At 58.9% G+C, this 15354-nt stretch carries 11 protein-coding genes; 9 read left to right on the forward strand and 2 right to left on the reverse strand.

From position 1 onward, the window contains the following. Positions 1 to 23: 23 nt before the first annotated feature. The gene (locus tag HW561_RS02015; RefSeq protein WP_235962748.1) at positions 24 to 1823 is read right to left on the reverse strand and encodes a sensor domain-containing diguanylate cyclase; all 1800 of its coding nucleotides are present in this window, start codon (positions 1821 to 1823) and stop codon (positions 24 to 26) included. A 182-nt stretch (positions 1824 to 2005) separates the two neighbouring features. On the opposite strand from HW561_RS02015, the gene HW561_RS02020 reads away from it, so the two are divergent. Next, entirely contained in the window at positions 2006 to 4552 is a 2547-nt protein-coding gene (locus HW561_RS02020) for an ATP-dependent helicase (protein WP_176861548.1), read from the forward strand. A gap of 405 nt (positions 4553 to 4957) precedes the next feature. Here the strand turns inward: HW561_RS02020 and HW561_RS02025 are convergent, their stop codons facing one another. Continuing rightward, the gene (locus tag HW561_RS02025) at positions 4958 to 5182 is read right to left on the reverse strand and encodes a DUF1127 domain-containing protein (RefSeq protein WP_176861549.1); all 225 of its coding nucleotides are present in this window, start codon (positions 5180 to 5182) and stop codon (positions 4958 to 4960) included. A gap of 901 nt (positions 5183 to 6083) precedes the next feature. On the opposite strand from HW561_RS02025, the gene mraZ reads away from it, so the two are divergent. From mraZ to murD, 8 genes are all read left to right on the forward strand, one after another. Next, on the forward strand, positions 6084 to 6587 hold the full coding sequence (gene mraZ, locus HW561_RS02030; RefSeq protein WP_176861550.1) for a division/cell wall cluster transcriptional repressor MraZ: 504 nt from the start codon (positions 6084 to 6086) through the stop codon (positions 6585 to 6587). A gap of 4 nt (positions 6588 to 6591) precedes the next feature. Beyond that, positions 6592 to 7584: a 16S rRNA (cytosine(1402)-N(4))-methyltransferase RsmH gene (gene rsmH, locus HW561_RS02035; RefSeq protein WP_176861551.1), complete on the forward strand. Its 993-nt coding sequence runs from the start codon at positions 6592 to 6594 to the stop codon at positions 7582 to 7584. Next, positions 7581 to 7949: a cell division protein FtsL gene (gene ftsL / locus HW561_RS02040; RefSeq protein WP_176861552.1), complete on the forward strand. Its 369-nt coding sequence runs from the start codon at positions 7581 to 7583 to the stop codon at positions 7947 to 7949. Before rsmH ends, ftsL begins: the two co-directional genes overlap by 4 nt. Next, entirely contained in the window at positions 7946 to 9733 is a 1788-nt protein-coding gene (locus HW561_RS02045) for a peptidoglycan D,D-transpeptidase FtsI family protein (RefSeq protein WP_176861553.1), read from the forward strand. Before ftsL ends, HW561_RS02045 begins: the two co-directional genes overlap by 4 nt. Positions 9734 to 9755: 22 nt before the next feature. Continuing rightward, entirely contained in the window at positions 9756 to 11237 is a 1482-nt protein-coding gene (locus HW561_RS02050; protein WP_176861554.1) for a UDP-N-acetylmuramoyl-L-alanyl-D-glutamate--2,6-diaminopimelate ligase, read from the forward strand. Further along, complete coding sequence (locus tag HW561_RS02055; RefSeq protein ID WP_176861555.1) at positions 11234 to 12628, forward strand: UDP-N-acetylmuramoyl-tripeptide--D-alanyl-D-alanine ligase; 1395 nt, start codon at positions 11234 to 11236, stop codon at positions 12626 to 12628. The genes HW561_RS02050 and HW561_RS02055 overlap by 4 nt, the downstream gene beginning before the upstream one ends. A 36-nt stretch (positions 12629 to 12664) precedes the next feature. Then, positions 12665 to 13747, forward strand: coding sequence for a phospho-N-acetylmuramoyl-pentapeptide-transferase (gene mraY / locus HW561_RS02060; RefSeq protein WP_176861556.1), 1083 nt, complete (start codon positions 12665 to 12667; stop codon positions 13745 to 13747). A 147-nt stretch (positions 13748 to 13894) separates the two neighbouring features. Next, positions 13895 to 15295, forward strand: a complete 1401-nt coding sequence (gene murD / locus HW561_RS02065) for a UDP-N-acetylmuramoyl-L-alanine--D-glutamate ligase (RefSeq protein WP_176861557.1) — start codon at positions 13895 to 13897, stop codon at positions 15293 to 15295. Positions 15296 to 15354: the final 59 nt, after the last annotated feature.

Below are 15354 nucleotides of genomic sequence, written 5' to 3' on the forward strand. Positions count from 1 at the left end.
TGCCACGCGATTCGGCAAGGATTTCAGGCGGCACTCGCCGGTGGCGATGATTTTTGCGTCTCCCTCTGCTGCCCCTGCACGGGCAGGGGGGCTGCGATGTTACCGGGTGCCCCGCAGGCAACCTGCACTTGATTGCGCCCTTTGTCCTTGGCTGCATACAGCGCATCATCCGCCGCGCGCATCAGATCCTGCGGCATGGTCCCATGCGCCGGATAATGCGCAACCCCGACCGAAATCGTGATGCGGGGCAGGGACTTTTCGCCATATCGTACAGAGACGGCCTCGACTGCCTGCCGCAACTTTTCGGCGCGCGTCATGGCGTCTTCTGGTGTATTGTCCGGCAGAATTAGGGTGAATTCCTCACCCCCGGTGCGGCAGGCAACCTCGTCGCGGTCACACCCCTGCTCCAGCGCCGCACCAACCGCCCGCAGAACCATATCGCCAGCGTCATGCCCGTGAGTGTCATTGAACTTTTTGAAATGGTCCACATCCACTGCAATCAGGCTTAGTGGCGCGCCTGTCTGCTGGCTGCGGTTGATACTTTTGCGCAGCGTTTCCGTCATGTGGCGGCGGTTGAATAGCCCGGTCAACGGATCACGAACCGACTGATCATGCAGTTGATCGCGCATCCGTACATTTGCGATGGCCATGCTGATCTGTTCCGCACAGAGCTGTGCCAATTTCTTACTGGCGTGGAAACATTCTTCCCGATCCTCGAGTGCGCGCAGATGCAGCAGGCCTACCGTTTCACCATGCGCCAGAATGGGGAAGCAAAAATAGGGGCGTCCGTCGTGCGGTTCGGCATGCTCGCAAACAAAGTCGATCTCGGAGGCGCCGAATTCGTATGTTCGACCCCGGCGCAGACCCCAGCAACCTTCGGGATGAATATGCGCCTTGTGTGTGCCGCCATTCCAACTGGCGCAGCCATCCAGCACGTCGCGGGAATTGGAATAGACGTACACGCTGCCCTCGGCCTCGGGCAGGATATGGGTCATGAAGCGCGACACCATGTCAAACAGCTCATCCAACGAACGGCTGGATTGCAGCCACTCGTTCAACTCGCCCAGCAGCCGTACCTCGCGTGCCAACCGCAACTGATCGTCCATCAGCTCACGCTCTTTCTCGGCCCGGGCGCGCAGCACGCGGACCTGTTGGAGGTTGGTTCGGTAGAGCACCACAATCACCGCGGTCAGCGCCAGCAAGGCGATACTGCACAGGACAAAAAGGGACAGCCGAACGCGCGTAATGAACAGGTTCCGCACCTGCGTTATGTCAGAATAGAATTCGATCGCCCCCAGGAAACGCCCGTCTTTGATGGCAGGTGTATAGATTTCTGCCACATGACGCGTTGAAGGGGCCGATGCGTCAAGCTTGTCGGTGTCAAAGAAATCAACCTCGGCTATGGGCTTTTCTTCATGGTTGTAAAGGATGTTTCCCATCGCGACGGTGGCGATGAAATCGGTTTTGTTGGTCACCGAGCCTATTTCTGCGGCGCGCGTTGACCAAATCACCTGACCTGTATCATCGAACAACTTGAACCGGTAAATGTCGGACGTTGCCGGCAGCAGTTCCAGAAACTCCTGATCATGTTCCCCAATGACACCGGTTCGAAATGTGACGTCAACATTTTCAAGATGAGACATGACTTGCGTGTTCAGTTGCGCTGCCTGATGGCGCAGGTCGGATTCCAGCATCTTGTCCACCACGGGTGCGGGAACCGCATAGATGCCCCAACCCGCAATCCCGGTCAGCAAGATCAGAATCAGAGTAATGCCCATCAGTTTCAGCCTTGGGGTCCGCCCCGGCCGGTCATTTTCTTGCATATCCTGGCGCTCCCACATCGGTGGATCAAGCATCCCGGCCAATGTTTGACAGAGGGTTAACGCGCCTCTCTAGCCAAACCGGTTCTTGTTTAGAATTGAAGAGAAAGAATTTCTAAAAAACCGTGTGAACAAGCCGTGAACAAACCCTTTCCCTCGACGCGCATCCAGCGTAGTTTGAAATCATGAGCAGTTTTGACGAAATGGACGCCTTCGAAGGCGCATCACTGTCGGCGCGCGCAATGGCGGCGCGATCAATGCAGTATCTGGATGAGCTGAACCCGGCGCAGCGCGAGGCAGTCGAGCATCTCGACGGTCCGGTTCTGATGCTGGCGGGGGCAGGCACAGGTAAAACCAAGGCGCTGACAGCCAGAATTGCGCATCTGCTGAACACCGGGCGCGCGCGCCCGAACGAGATTCTGTCGGTGACTTTCACCAACAAGGCCGCGCGCGAGATGAAAACACGCGTGGGTCGCTTGCTGGGCCAGCCCGCCGAGGGGATGCCGTGGCTGGGCACGTTTCACTCGATCTGTGTCAAGCTGCTGCGGCGGCATGCCGAACTGGTGAACCTGAAGTCGAACTTCACCATTCTAGACAGCGACGATCAACTGCGCCTGCTCAAGCAACTGGTGCAAGCCGCCAATATCGACGACAAACGCTGGCCTGCCCGCATGCTGGCAGGTGTCATCGATGACTGGAAGAACCGCGCCCTGACACCAGACAAAGTGCCAGCGGCGGATGCCGGGGCCTATAACAACAAAGGTGTCGAGCTTTACGCTCAGTACCAGACTCGTCTGCGCGAGCTGAACACGGTGGATTTCGGTGATCTGCTGCTGCACATGGTGACGATCTTCCAGACCCATCAGGATGTTCTGGAACAGTATCAACGCTGGTTCCGCTATATCCTAGTGGACGAATATCAGGACACCAACGTCGCCCAGTATCTGTGGCTGCGTCTGCTGGCCGGGGCGCACAAGAATGTCTGCTGCGTTGGTGATGACGACCAGTCGATCTATGGCTGGCGCGGGGCCGAAGTGGGCAATATTCTGCGGTTCGAGAAGGATTTTCCCGGTGCGTTTGTGGTGCGGTTGGAGCAGAACTACCGCTCGACCCCGCATATTCTGGCGGCTGCGTCCAATGTCATTCGGGGTAACGAGAACCGGTTGGGGAAGGAGCTGTGGACCGACGCTGAGGGCGGGCACAAGGTCAAACTGATCGGTCACTGGGACGGCGAGGAAGAGGCGCGTTGGATCGGCGAAGAGATCGACGCGCTCGTATCAGGCACCTCCAGACTCGCACATGGAAGAAAAAATGTCCGTTCGGTTTCGTCCGAGCAAGAATCTGAAAGACGTTCAAAGAGTGAGTATAACGCTCTCAAACAGCTTAACCTTCAAGAAAACCTTGGAACCAGTAACCTCCCTGAAGATCAAAAAGAAGAAATCCGAAACAAGTTTGAGTTAGACGAAATCGCCATCCTCGTGCGCGCCAGCCACCAGATGCGTGCCTTCGAGGATCGCTTTTTAACCATTGGTCTGCCTTACAAGGTGATCGGCGGGCCGCGATTCTATGAACGGATGGAGATCCGCGATGCCATGGCCTATTTCCGGCTGGTGGTCAGCCCCGAGGATGATCTGGCCTTCGAGCGGATCGTGAACACACCCAAGCGTGGCCTCGGCGATAAGGCGCAGCAGACGATTCAGATGACTGCGCGGGAAAATGGCGTGTCTCTGGTCGATGGTGCGCGGATCGTGGTGGAACAGGGGCTGATTAAAGGCAAGGGCGGTGCGGCCCTGCGGCAGCTGATCGAGGGGCTGGCGCGCTGGAACGCGATGACACGCGGGCCGAGGATCGAGGTCGAAGATGACTCGGTGATCGACGATGGCGCAGCGCCAATGCGCTTTGGCGCGCCCGAGCACACGCATATCGAACTGGCCCAGATCATCCTTGACGAATCCGGTTATACGACTCACTGGCAGAACGACAAAACACCCGAAGCGCCGGGTCGATTGGAAAACCTCAAGGAACTGGTCAACCAACTGGACAATTTCGAGAACCTGCAAGGGTTTCTGGAACATGTCAGTCTGGTCATGGACAATGAAAAGGAATCGGACGGGGCCAAGGTCTCGATCATGACCCTGCACGCGGCCAAAGGGTTGGAGTTTCCGGCCATCTTCCTGCCGGGGTGGGAGGACGGGTTGTTTCCCTCGCAGCGGTCCATGGACGAATCGGGGATCAAGGGCCTCGAAGAGGAGCGTCGGCTGGCCTATGTTGGCATCACCCGCGCTGAAGAGGTTTGCACCATCTCGTTCGCCGCCAACCGACGGGTGTTCGGGCAATGGCAGAACTCGATGCCGTCGCGGTTCATTGACGAATTGCCAGAGGATCATGTCGAGGTACTGACGCCTCCGGGTCTTTACGGCGGTGGTCAGACCAGTGCCGGAATCGAAACCCGTGCGGCCGAAGCGAATGTCTACAACTCGCCGGGCTGGAGGCGGCTGCAGGCGCGGCAGGGGCAGTATGGCATGTCGCAACCAAAAGAGACCCGCAATACGGTGATCGACGCGACTGCACTTGCCAGTTTCACGCTGGGCGAGCGCGTGTTTCATCAGAAATTCGGCTATGGCGGTGTAATCGGTATCGAGGGCGACAAGGTCGAGGTTGATTTCGACAAAGCAGGCACCAAGAAAGTTGTGGCCCGCTTCCTGTCTGCAAAGGACGACGTGCCGTTTTAACCAAAAGGAATGTGCCTGACGGCACATGCTCGATTTTTCTGATGGGCGCCCGGTTCCGACCGTGGCGCCTTTTTCATGTCTGAGGAAATGAAAAACGGCGGTTCCCAGGGAGGAGGGAAACCGCCGTTCTTTGCAACATCAGAGCAGGGAGGAGGAGAGCCCTGATGTATCTGAACCCGGGTTTGAGCCCGGTATGAGGAAGACGCGGCGACGTCAGGGAGGAGGAAGGCGTCGCCGCGCGCTTTCAACATCAGGGCAGGGAGGAGGAGAGCCCCGATGTATCGGCTTCCGGCGTTCGAGGCCGGTATAGGGTGCGGCAGCATCAGGGAGGAGGAGAGATGCTGCCGCTGATTACAGACCCTAAAGGGAGGAGGAAGGGCCTGATCTCGGTTGTTTGTTGTGCGCTTAGCGCGCCGTGTGATCCTCGGCGGCCTGCAGGGCCACCCGGCGGATCATCGAACGGTGCAGGCCCAGATCGGCCAGCTCGCGGTTCGAAAGGGTCGACAGTTCGTTGACCGTCTGACGGTACATGCGATAGCGATCAAAACGTGCTTTTGCTGCTTCGATCAGCGTGCTCAGTCCGCCTGCGTGTGCGCTTTTTAGCGCGGAAGAGTTGGTTGCCACTGCCATGTGAATAACCCGATATCCGTTGTTCTTGCCGATGTGTTCCGGCGTTTGCTTGAGATTGAAAATAGGTGAATGCTGCGATTGCACAATGGGTCACGTGATCAATGCTGCTATGCGGCAAATGCATAGATATCAGATTGTTGCATGCGCGAATGTGAATTGATCTTAAAAACAAGAGCTGGAACCGCGCCTATTGCTGGCGCTGCCCTAAGGTCAGTTTCGCTGGTATAATCTGGTGCCTGATGTTTGTGCGCTGTGCGCTAAGATTTGAGCAATGCGAAAGCCTAATAATTTGGCAGTGGCCGCCATCAGGGTTTGAAGAGCGGGTAACATGGGAAACCATGGGGCTGCGTCATAGAGACTGCTTTGAGTTGATCCGGCCTGCGTGATTCGTCCTGATTTACCGGCTCTTCGCCGATGTTTTGGCGCATTTTTAACTCAGGTGGAAAATTATTGGGAAAATATGGGAAAACTTGGGCAACCCATTATTGCCATATATATTGTGTTCTAATTTTAGTTGAGAACAATATCGGGTGAAATTTTGCTAATTTCCTTTCTGAACGCACTCGTTTAACCTCATTGAATCGATGAGCCAGTTCAATTTATTAGTTGCTTTCCATGAATTCCCATGGCATCCCTTGTTCATCCGATGAGGACGAGGCACATGGGGCACCAAACGACCCCGAACCAAAAATAATCAGGTTTCATACAGGCATCTCGCTTTCATCAATCAAGAGATCCGGCGCGCGGGCGAGCAGACATCCCCCCAGGTGGCGCGCGCAGCTGGACATCCCGCATAGCGGGTCAATGCGGTGGGTTGATCAGTGGCAGCAGATCAACCCGCCGTTTTTACCTTCTGGCGACGTGAATTTTAAGTGGGGCGCAAGCGAAAGGGACAGTCGTCTTGGCGCGCAGGTTTAGAGGTGAAAGCCACCATAAGGTGGACACGAAGGGCAGGGTCTCGATCCCGGCCTCGTTTCGCCGTGTGCTGGAATCTTCCGACCCCAATTGGCAGCCCGGTGACAGTCCCGAACTGGTGATTGTCTATGGCGATCACCGCCGCAAATACCTTGAATGTTATACCATGCAGGCGATTGACGAGGTCGACGCCAAGATCGACGCGTTGCCGCGTGGGTCGATGCAGCGCAAGATGTTGCAACGCCTGTTCCACGGTCAGTCCTTCCCGACCAATGTGGATGAAACCGGACGGCTGGTGCTGCCGGCCAAGCTGCGCAACAAGATCAATCTTGAGGCCGAAGCGTTCTTTATCGCCGCCGGTGATACGTTCCAGATCTGGAAGCCCGAGACCTATGAGGTCGAAGAGCTGGCCAAAGCCGAAGAGTGGCTGGACGACCTGCCCGAAGATTTCGATCCGCTGGAATACCTTGACGGCGTCAGGGACGCGTAGCGGCATGGCCGGTGCTGGAACCCCTTCGAACAAACCTCACATCCCTGTTTTGCTGCGTCCTTTGCTGGCCGCAGTTGAACCGATTTCGGGCGTTTGGCTCGATGGCACTTTTGGTGCCGGTGGATATACGCGCGGTCTGTTGGATGCAGGTGCGGACAAGGTCATCGGTGTAGATCGCGATCCGCTGGCCTTTGAGATGGTCGCAGATTGGGCCGGTGGTTATGGCGACAGGCTGGTGCTGCAGTCCGGTGTATTTTCGTGCATGGATGAATACGCACAGGATCTGGACGGCGTTGTGCTGGATCTCGGCGTATCTTCAATGCAACTGGATCAGGCGGAACGCGGTTTTTCCTTTATGAAGGACGGCCCATTGGACATGCGGATGAGCCAGGAGGGCGACAGCGCCGCCGATCTGGTCAACACCGCGACCGAGGCGCAGCTGGCCGACATCCTGTTTCACTATGGTGAGGAACGCGCCAGTCGCCGTATCGCCAAGTCCATCGTCAGAGCGCGGACGGAAGAGCCCATTACCACGACCCTGCGTCTGGCCGGGATCATCGAATCCTGCCTGCCACGTCCCAAACCCGGGCAATCGCACCCTGCTACGCGTAGCTTTCAGGGGCTGCGCATTGCGGTGAATGCTGAATATGAAGAGTTGTTCCAAGGCCTGATGGCCGCTGAACGGGCTTTGAAACCCGGCGGGCAACTGGCTGTTGTGACTTTTCATTCGATTGAGGATCGGATGGTGAAGCGTTTCTTCCAATCTCGCGCTGGCAAAACCGGTCGTGCCAATCGATATGCGCCCGAGATTGAACAGGAACTGCCGCAATTCACCTTGAAGACCCGCAAGGCCGTTGGCCCGGACGATCAGGAATTGCAGGAAAACCCACGCGCGCGTTCGGCCAAGCTGCGTGTCGCTATTCGAACCGAGGCTCCGGCAGGGGAAATTGACTCCCGTGCCATTGGAATGCCGCAACTGGGGGGAAGGGCAAGATGAAGAGTGTTTTGTATGTGTTGACTGCTCTGGCCGTTTTCGGACTGGCGCTTTGGGCCTATCAGGAAAACTACCGCACCCAACAAGTGTTGAAGGAAACGCAGTCCCTGCAGCGCGAGATCGGGATGGCGCAGGTGCGTCTGGCCGTTTTGAACGCCGAATGGGCCTATCTGAACCGCCCTGACCGGCTGCGCGAACTGGCTGATCTGAATTTCGAACGTCTGGGCCTGCTGCCGTTGCGCGCGGAACAGTTTGGACGTGCCGATCAGATCGCTTATGCCGAAGACCCCGACCTGCCGATTGTCGACCCGCTCGAATTGCAGGCCATCACGGATGTGCAGGCGCTGGGCGAGGTGCAGTTCCCATGACCCGCACGCCGCTCCGCCCGTTGGCCCGTGTTTTGGAGGCCCGCGCCCGTGGGGAAAATCCCAAGGTGATCGAGCGGGAGAATATTCAAAAGCGTCACGAGGATATGAAGGACCGCTCGCGCGCCCGTGCCGAAGGTCGTCTTCTGGTGCTGGGCGCGTTCTTTTTTTGCGCCTTCGCTGTGGTTGGTGTCCGCATGGGTATGCTGGCCACATCCGAGGCGCAGGAACCGCTGGCCAGTGTGCCGGGTGCGGCGATCGCCATGCAGCGCGCCAATATCGTGGATCGCGAAGGGCGTATTCTGGCCACTAACCTGGATACTTATTCCGTCTATGCCCAGCCGCCGCTGATGATCGACCCGGTGGCCGCAGCTGACCAACTGGTTGCGATCTTCCCCGATCTTGAAAAAGAGCGTCTGGTCAAGGACTTCACCAGCAACCGCAAATTTCTGTGGATCAAGAAACGCATTTCGCCTGAACAAAAGCAGGCCGTGCACGATATTGGCGATCCCGGTATTCTGTTCGGCCCGCGCGAAATGCGGCTGTACCCGAATGGCCGTCTGGCAGCCCACGTTCTGGGTGGTGCCGGATTTGGCCGTGAAGGGGTCAGTGCTGCCGAAGTGATCGGCGTTGCGGGGGTTGAGAAGAAATTCGACGACTATCTGCGGGATCCTGCCAACGGCACTCAGCCCCTGCAATTGTCACTGGACCTGACGGTTCAGGCGGCGGTGGAGCAGGTGTTGTATGGCGGCATGAAGATCATGAATGCCAAGGGTGCTTCGGCGGTTTTGATGAATGCGCATACGGGCGAGGTGATCTCGGCCGCGTCGCTGCCTTCATTTGATCCCAACGACCGCCCGCGTCCGCCGACCTCGGGCTTTGACCCATCCGACAGTCCGCTGTTCAATCGGTACGTGCAGGGTGTGTATGAGCTTGGCTCGGTCTTCAAGATTTTCACTGCCGCGCAGGCGGTTCAGCTTGGGTTGGTGAACTCGGATACCATCATCGACACCTCCGGTCCGATGAAGATCGGGCGGTTTCCCATTGGTGAGTTCAACGGCAAGAATTACGGCAAAATCAGTGTGGCGGATGTGATCGTCCACAGCTCGAATCGGGGTACCGGGCGGTTGGCATTGCAGATCGGCGCACAGCGGCAGCAGGACTTTTTGGGCTCGCTCGGCATGTTTGAACCCACTCCGTTTGAGATCGTCGAGGCCGCAGGTGGCGTACCCCTGAAGCCCAAGAAATGGGGCGAGCTGAGCACCGTAACCATCTCTTACGGTCATGGCCTGTCGACCAGCCCGATGCATCTGGCGGCGGGGTACGCGGCGATTGCCAATGGCGGTCACTATGTCAGCCCGACCATCCTGCGCCGCAATGGCCCGCAATACGGCCCGCGCGTGATGTCCGAGAGTACAGCACGTCAGGCGCAAAAAATGCTGCGTAAGGTCGTAACGGACGGCACCGCCAGCTTCGGCGATGTGCCAGGCTACGGTGTCGCGGGTAAGACCGGCACGGCAGACAAGCCGAAGCCGCGCGGGGGGTACTATGACGATAAGGTCATCGCCACCTTCGCCACCCTGTTTCCCGCCTACGACCCCAAATACGTGTTGATTGTGACGCTGGATGAACCCTCAATCGTGGCCTATGGCGAAAAGCGCCGTACGGCAGGCTGGACTGCGGTGCCAGTTGCGGCCGAATTGATTGGTCGGATCGCGCCCCTGCTGGGGTTGCGTCCCCGGCTTGAGCCTGAGGCGGGCGCTGCTATAACGCTGACCTCGAATTAGACTGTCCGACAAGAGGTGGGTCATGGGCACAAGGTCAAAGAAACTCAGCCAACTGGCCCTGACTGCACGTGGTGGCGCGAATCCCGATATCACCGGGCTGACCGTCGATAGCCGTGAGGTCAAGGATGGCTACCTGTTCGCAGCCCTTCCCGGCACTCGGGTTCATGGGGGTGAGTTCATTCAATTTGCCCTGCGCATGGGGGCATCTGCAATCCTGACCGATGCGCAAGGCGCGGACATCGCGGCCGACGAACTGGCTGCATCCGATGCTGCGCTGATCGTGGTCGAAGATCCGCGTCAGGCGCTGGCCGGGTGCGCGGCACTGTGGTTTGGCGCGCAGCCGCAAACCATCGTGGCCGTCACCGGCACCAACGGCAAAACTTCGGTCGCCACTTTTGTCCGCCAGATCTGGAGCGAGCTGGGCCATGCCGCCGTCAATCTTGGCACAACCGGGGTTGAAGGTGCGTGGACCGCGCCGCTTGCCCATACCACGCCCGAGCCGATCACCCTGCATCGGTGTCTGGCTGATGCTGCGAACAATGGCGTAACCCACGCAGCCATGGAGGCATCGTCGCACGGTCTGGAACAGCGCCGTCTGGACGGTGTGCATCTGACCGCTGCCGGATTCTCGAATTTCACGCAGGACCATCTGGACTATCACGAGACATTCGAGGCTTATTTCGCCGCCAAGGCCGGCCTGTTTGATCGGGTCTTGCCGCAAGACGGAACGACAGTGATCAATCTCAGCGACCCCAAAGGTGCGCAGGTCCGCCGGATTGCCGAGGCGCGCGGCCAGTCGGTTTTGTCCGTCGGCCTGGGCGAAGCCGATCTGTGTCTGATGAACCAGAGGTTCGATGCAACAGGACAGGATCTGAGGTTCTCGTGGAGGGGCAAAACGTTTCTGACCCGTCTGAACCTGATCGGCGGATTTCAGGCTGAAAACATCCTGCTGGCCTGCGGTTTGGTTATTGCAGCCGGGGACAACCCCGAGCGTGTTTTTGAAACTCTGCCGCATCTGACCACTGTACGCGGGCGCATGCAGCTGGCTGCAACGCGCGACAATGGCGCAGCGGTGTTTGTCGACTACGCCCACACGCCCGATGCGGTGGCCACAGCGCTCAAGGCGTTGCGTCCCCATGTCATGGGCCGCCTCATTGCGATCGTAGGGGCTGGCGGAGACCGGGACGCAGGCAAACGCCCGCTAATGGGAGCAGCGGCGGCGAACCATGCCGATATCGTTTTTGTCACCGACGACAATCCCCGCAGCGAAGATCCGGCGACCATTCGCGCCGCCGTCATGAAAGGCGCGCCAGACGCGACCGAGGTTGGCGACCGGGCCGAGGCCATCTTGCGCGGCATAGACGCCCTGCAGCCCGGCGATGCCCTGCTGATCGCGGGCAAGGGGCACGAAACGGGCCAGATCGTCGGCGATCAGGTCCTGCCGTTCGACGATGTGGAACAGGCCAGCATTTCGGTGGCCGCTCTGGACGGGAGGGTCGCATGACACTCTGGACTGCGGCAAAAGCCGCCGAAGCCACTGGTGGTCACGCGACCACCGATTGGCAGGTGAACGGCGTTTCCATCGATACCCGGACCCTTCAACCCGGCGACTTGTTCGTCGCGCTCAAAGCGGCGCGGGACGGGCATGACTTTGTCGCTCAGGCGCTTGAGAAAGGTGCTGGTGCGGCGCTGGTATCACACGTCCCCGAGGACGTGGCCAAAGATGCGCCGCTGTTGATCGTCGATGATGTGCAGGCCGGGCTTGAGGCGTTGGGGCAGGCCGCCCGTGCGCGGACTAACGCGCGCGTGGTTGGTGTAACGGGAAGTGTTGGCAAAACTTCGACCAAGGAAATGCTGGCCACGATACTGGAATCGCAGGGCAAGACCCATGCCAGTGTCGCCAGCTACAACAATCACTGGGGCGTGCCGCTGACACTGGCGCGGATGCCGCAAGACACCGCGTTCTCAGTGATCGAGATTGGCATGAACCATCCGGGCGAAATCGGCCCGCTGGCCCGGCAGACCTGCCCAGACGTGGCACTGGTTACCACCGTTGCAGCCGTGCATCTCGAAGCATTCGAGTCTGTCGCTGGTATCGCCCTCGAAAAGGCGGCGATTATCGAAGGTTTGAAAGATGGCGGAACGGCCATCGTGAATGCTGATATCGATCATACCGAAATCCTGAACCAATGCGCAAAAGATCGTGGTGTCAGGATCGTGGATTTTGGCCGCAAGGCCAGCGACTACACGCTGACCCATGTGACACAATCGCCCGAGTCTGTGCACGCTAATGCTATGGTCAACGGTAAGCCCATCACTTTTGACGTCCAATCTGCTGGAACCCATTTCGCCATGAACGCGCTGGGTGCTATGGCCGCGTGTGTCGCGTTGGGCGTGGGTCTGGATCGGGCGATAAACGGCCTGCGTCACTGGTCCCCGGTCAAAGGGCGCGGCGTGCGCGAGAAAATTGCGCTGGCGACTGGCGGACAGATAGAACTGCTGGACGACAGCTATAATGCCAACCCGACATCGATGGCGGCTGCGCTGGACGTTCTGGCCGCATCCCAAGGCGCACGCCGGATCGCATTCTTGGGCGATATGAAGGAATTGGGCGCGCAGGAGCAGGCGATGCATGCCGCCATGGCCGATATCGAGGCGATGGCGCGCGTGGATCAGGTCCATTGCATCGGCCCGTTGATGCAGGCGCTACACACGGCGCTGCCGCAAGAAAAACGCGGTCTCTGGTTTGAGACCAGCGCCGAAATGGCAACGCATCTGCCCGAGTTGATCCGGCAGGACGACACTGTTCTGGCAAAAGGGTCACTTAGCATGGCGCTGGCCCTGATTGTTGACGGATTGCGTAAAATGGGGCAAGGGGGCGCGCTTGATGGGTGACCGGACCCGCGAGCCCGTTGTGAGAAAGGTATTGTAATGCTTTATTGGTTGACCGCCCTGTCGGACGGAGGGGATTTCTTTAACCTCTTCCGCTATATCACGTTCCGCGCTGGCGGCGCTTTTCTGACTGCTTTGATCTTTGGCTTTCTCTTTGGAAAACCGCTGATCAACGTATTGCGCAGAAAGCAGGGCAAGGGACAGCCGATCCGTGATGACGGGCCCGAGGGGCATTTCTCCAAGGCCGGAACACCCACGATGGGCGGGCTGCTGATCGTTGGCGCGCTGGTGACATCAACTCTGGTCTGGGCGCGGTGGGATAATCCGTATGTGTGGATGGTTCTGTTCGTGACTTTGGCCTATGCGGCCATCGGGTTTGCCGATGATTACGCAAAAGTCTCAAAGCAGAACACCAAAGGCGTTTCGGGCAAGATGCGTCTGGCACTGGGAATTATCATCGCGGTTCTGGCGGCGCTGTGGGCGACGCTGCATCATCCAGAGGGGCTGCAGAACCAACTGGCGCTGCCGATCTTCAAGGACACGCTGATCAACCTTGGGATCTTCTACATCCCCTTTGCAATCATCGTCATCGTTGGTGCGGCCAACGCGGTGAACCTGACGGATGGTCTGGACGGTCTGGCCATCATGCCCGCGATGATCGCGGCCTCGACACTGGGTGTGATCGCCTATGCGGTGGGCCGGGTCGACTTTACCGAATATCTGGACGTGCATTACGTGCCCGGTACGGGTGAGATCTTTATCTTCACCTCAGCCCTTTTCGGCGCTGGCTTGGGGTTCTTGTGGTACAACGCGCCACCGGCTGCGGTGTTCATGGGCGATACCGGATCGCTGGCCCTTGGCGGCGCGCTGGGCGCAATCGCCGTGGCCACCAAGCACGAGCTGGTGCTGGCCATCGTCGGTGGCCTGTTCGTAGCCGAAGCGCTCAGTGTGATCGTTCAGGTGCTGTACTTTAAACGCACTGGTAAGCGTGTGTTTTTGATGGCGCCGATCCACCACCATTATGAGAAAAAGGGCTGGGCCGAACCTACGATCGTGATCCGATTCTGGATCATCTCGCTGATCCTCGCGATGATTGGTCTGGCGACGCTGAAAGTCCGGTAAAACTCCCGCCAGGTTCGGCTGGCCTGCGGCCCGCCTGCACCTGTTGGGCCCGGCTCGCGCTGTCGCGCGAGCCTGATCCCGCCCTTGCCATCGGGAATTTCTTCGGTGCAGGGTAGCGGCGCATTCAAGACAACAAAGGTAGGCAGCATGATCCCGGTCAAAGGCTTTTCAGGGCAGAAAGTAGCGGTTCTGGGGCTAGGCCGGTCCGGTCTGGCGGCGGCGCGGGCGTTACGCGCGGGCGGTGCGGAACCAGTTTGCTGGGATGACAATCCCGCAGCCCGCGAAAGGGCCGAAGACGAGGGCTTTGCTTGCTCTGATTTGCGCCGTCAGGGCGCGTTTGATGGCATTGCCACACTGATCGTTTCCCCGGGCATCCCACATCTTTACCCCGAACCGAACCCGGTTGTGGCCGCGGCACTAGAGGCCGGGGTGCCGGTGGACAACGATATCGGACTGTTCTTCCGGTCGTTTTCTGGGCCGGAATGGAACAATTTCGACACCCCGCCGCGTGTGATCGCGGTGACAGGCTCGAACGGCAAGTCGACCACCGCAGCACTGATCCATCACATCCTGACGGAAACCGGGCGCGAGGCGCAACTGGCCGGTAACATTGGTCGTGGTGTACTGGATATCGATCCGGGAGGGGACGGTTCGGTTATGGTGTTGGAACTGTCGAGCTATCAGACCGAACTGGCCCGCGCGCTGACGCCGGATGTTGCCGTGTTCACCAATCTTTCGCCCGATCATCTGGATCGGCACCACGGCCTGGGTGGGTATTTCGCCGCCAAACGTCGCCTCTTTGCCGAAGGCGGACCCGATCGGGCGGTCATTGGCGTTGACGAGGCCGAAGGCGCCTTTCTGGCCGGACAACTGTCCGAAGGCCCCGCTGATGATCGGGTTATCCGTGTCTCGGTTGCGCGCAAGCTGACCGGGCCGGGGTGGCAGGTCTTTGCGCGCAAAGGATTCCTGTCGGAATACCGCAAAGGGCGACAGGCGGGCTCGATTGATCTGCGGGCCATCAAGGGGCTGCCCGGCGCGCATAACCACCAGAACGCCTGTGCGGCCTATGCAGCGTGCCGGTCCCTCGGCCTTGCGCCGCGCGTGATCGAGGATGCGTTGCACAGCTATCCGGGCTTGCCGCACCGCAGTCAGATTATCGCCGAGGCGGATGGTGTGACGTATGTGAACGACTCCAAAGCCACCAATGTGGACAGTGCTGTCAAAGCCCTGAGCGCCTTTAAGAAGATCCGCTGGATCTGCGGCGGGTTAGAGAAAGAAGGCGGCATCGCTGCCCTGAACGGCGCCGCAACAGAAGTCCTGAAGGCGTATGTCATCGGGCGAGAGGCGGCAAATTTTGCCATGCAGCTGGATATGGATGCGCAGGTTTGCACATCCATGGCAGCAGCCGTTGAACAAGCGGTGGCAGACAGCCAGCCCGGCGAAACCGTGCTGCTGGCCCCGGCGGCTGCCAGTTTTGATCAATACGACAATTTCGAACAGCGCGGAGAAGATTTCTCAGAACAGGTCAAAACCCGACTGGGCGAGTAGGTCATTTGCAATTGACCGCCGTTTGAGCGACAGTCCGATGTGATCGGCTTGACGCCACA

Source organism: Ruegeria haliotis (assembly GCF_013377785.1).
GTDB classification, from domain to species: domain Bacteria; phylum Pseudomonadota; class Alphaproteobacteria; order Rhodobacterales; family Rhodobacteraceae; genus Ruegeria; species Ruegeria haliotis.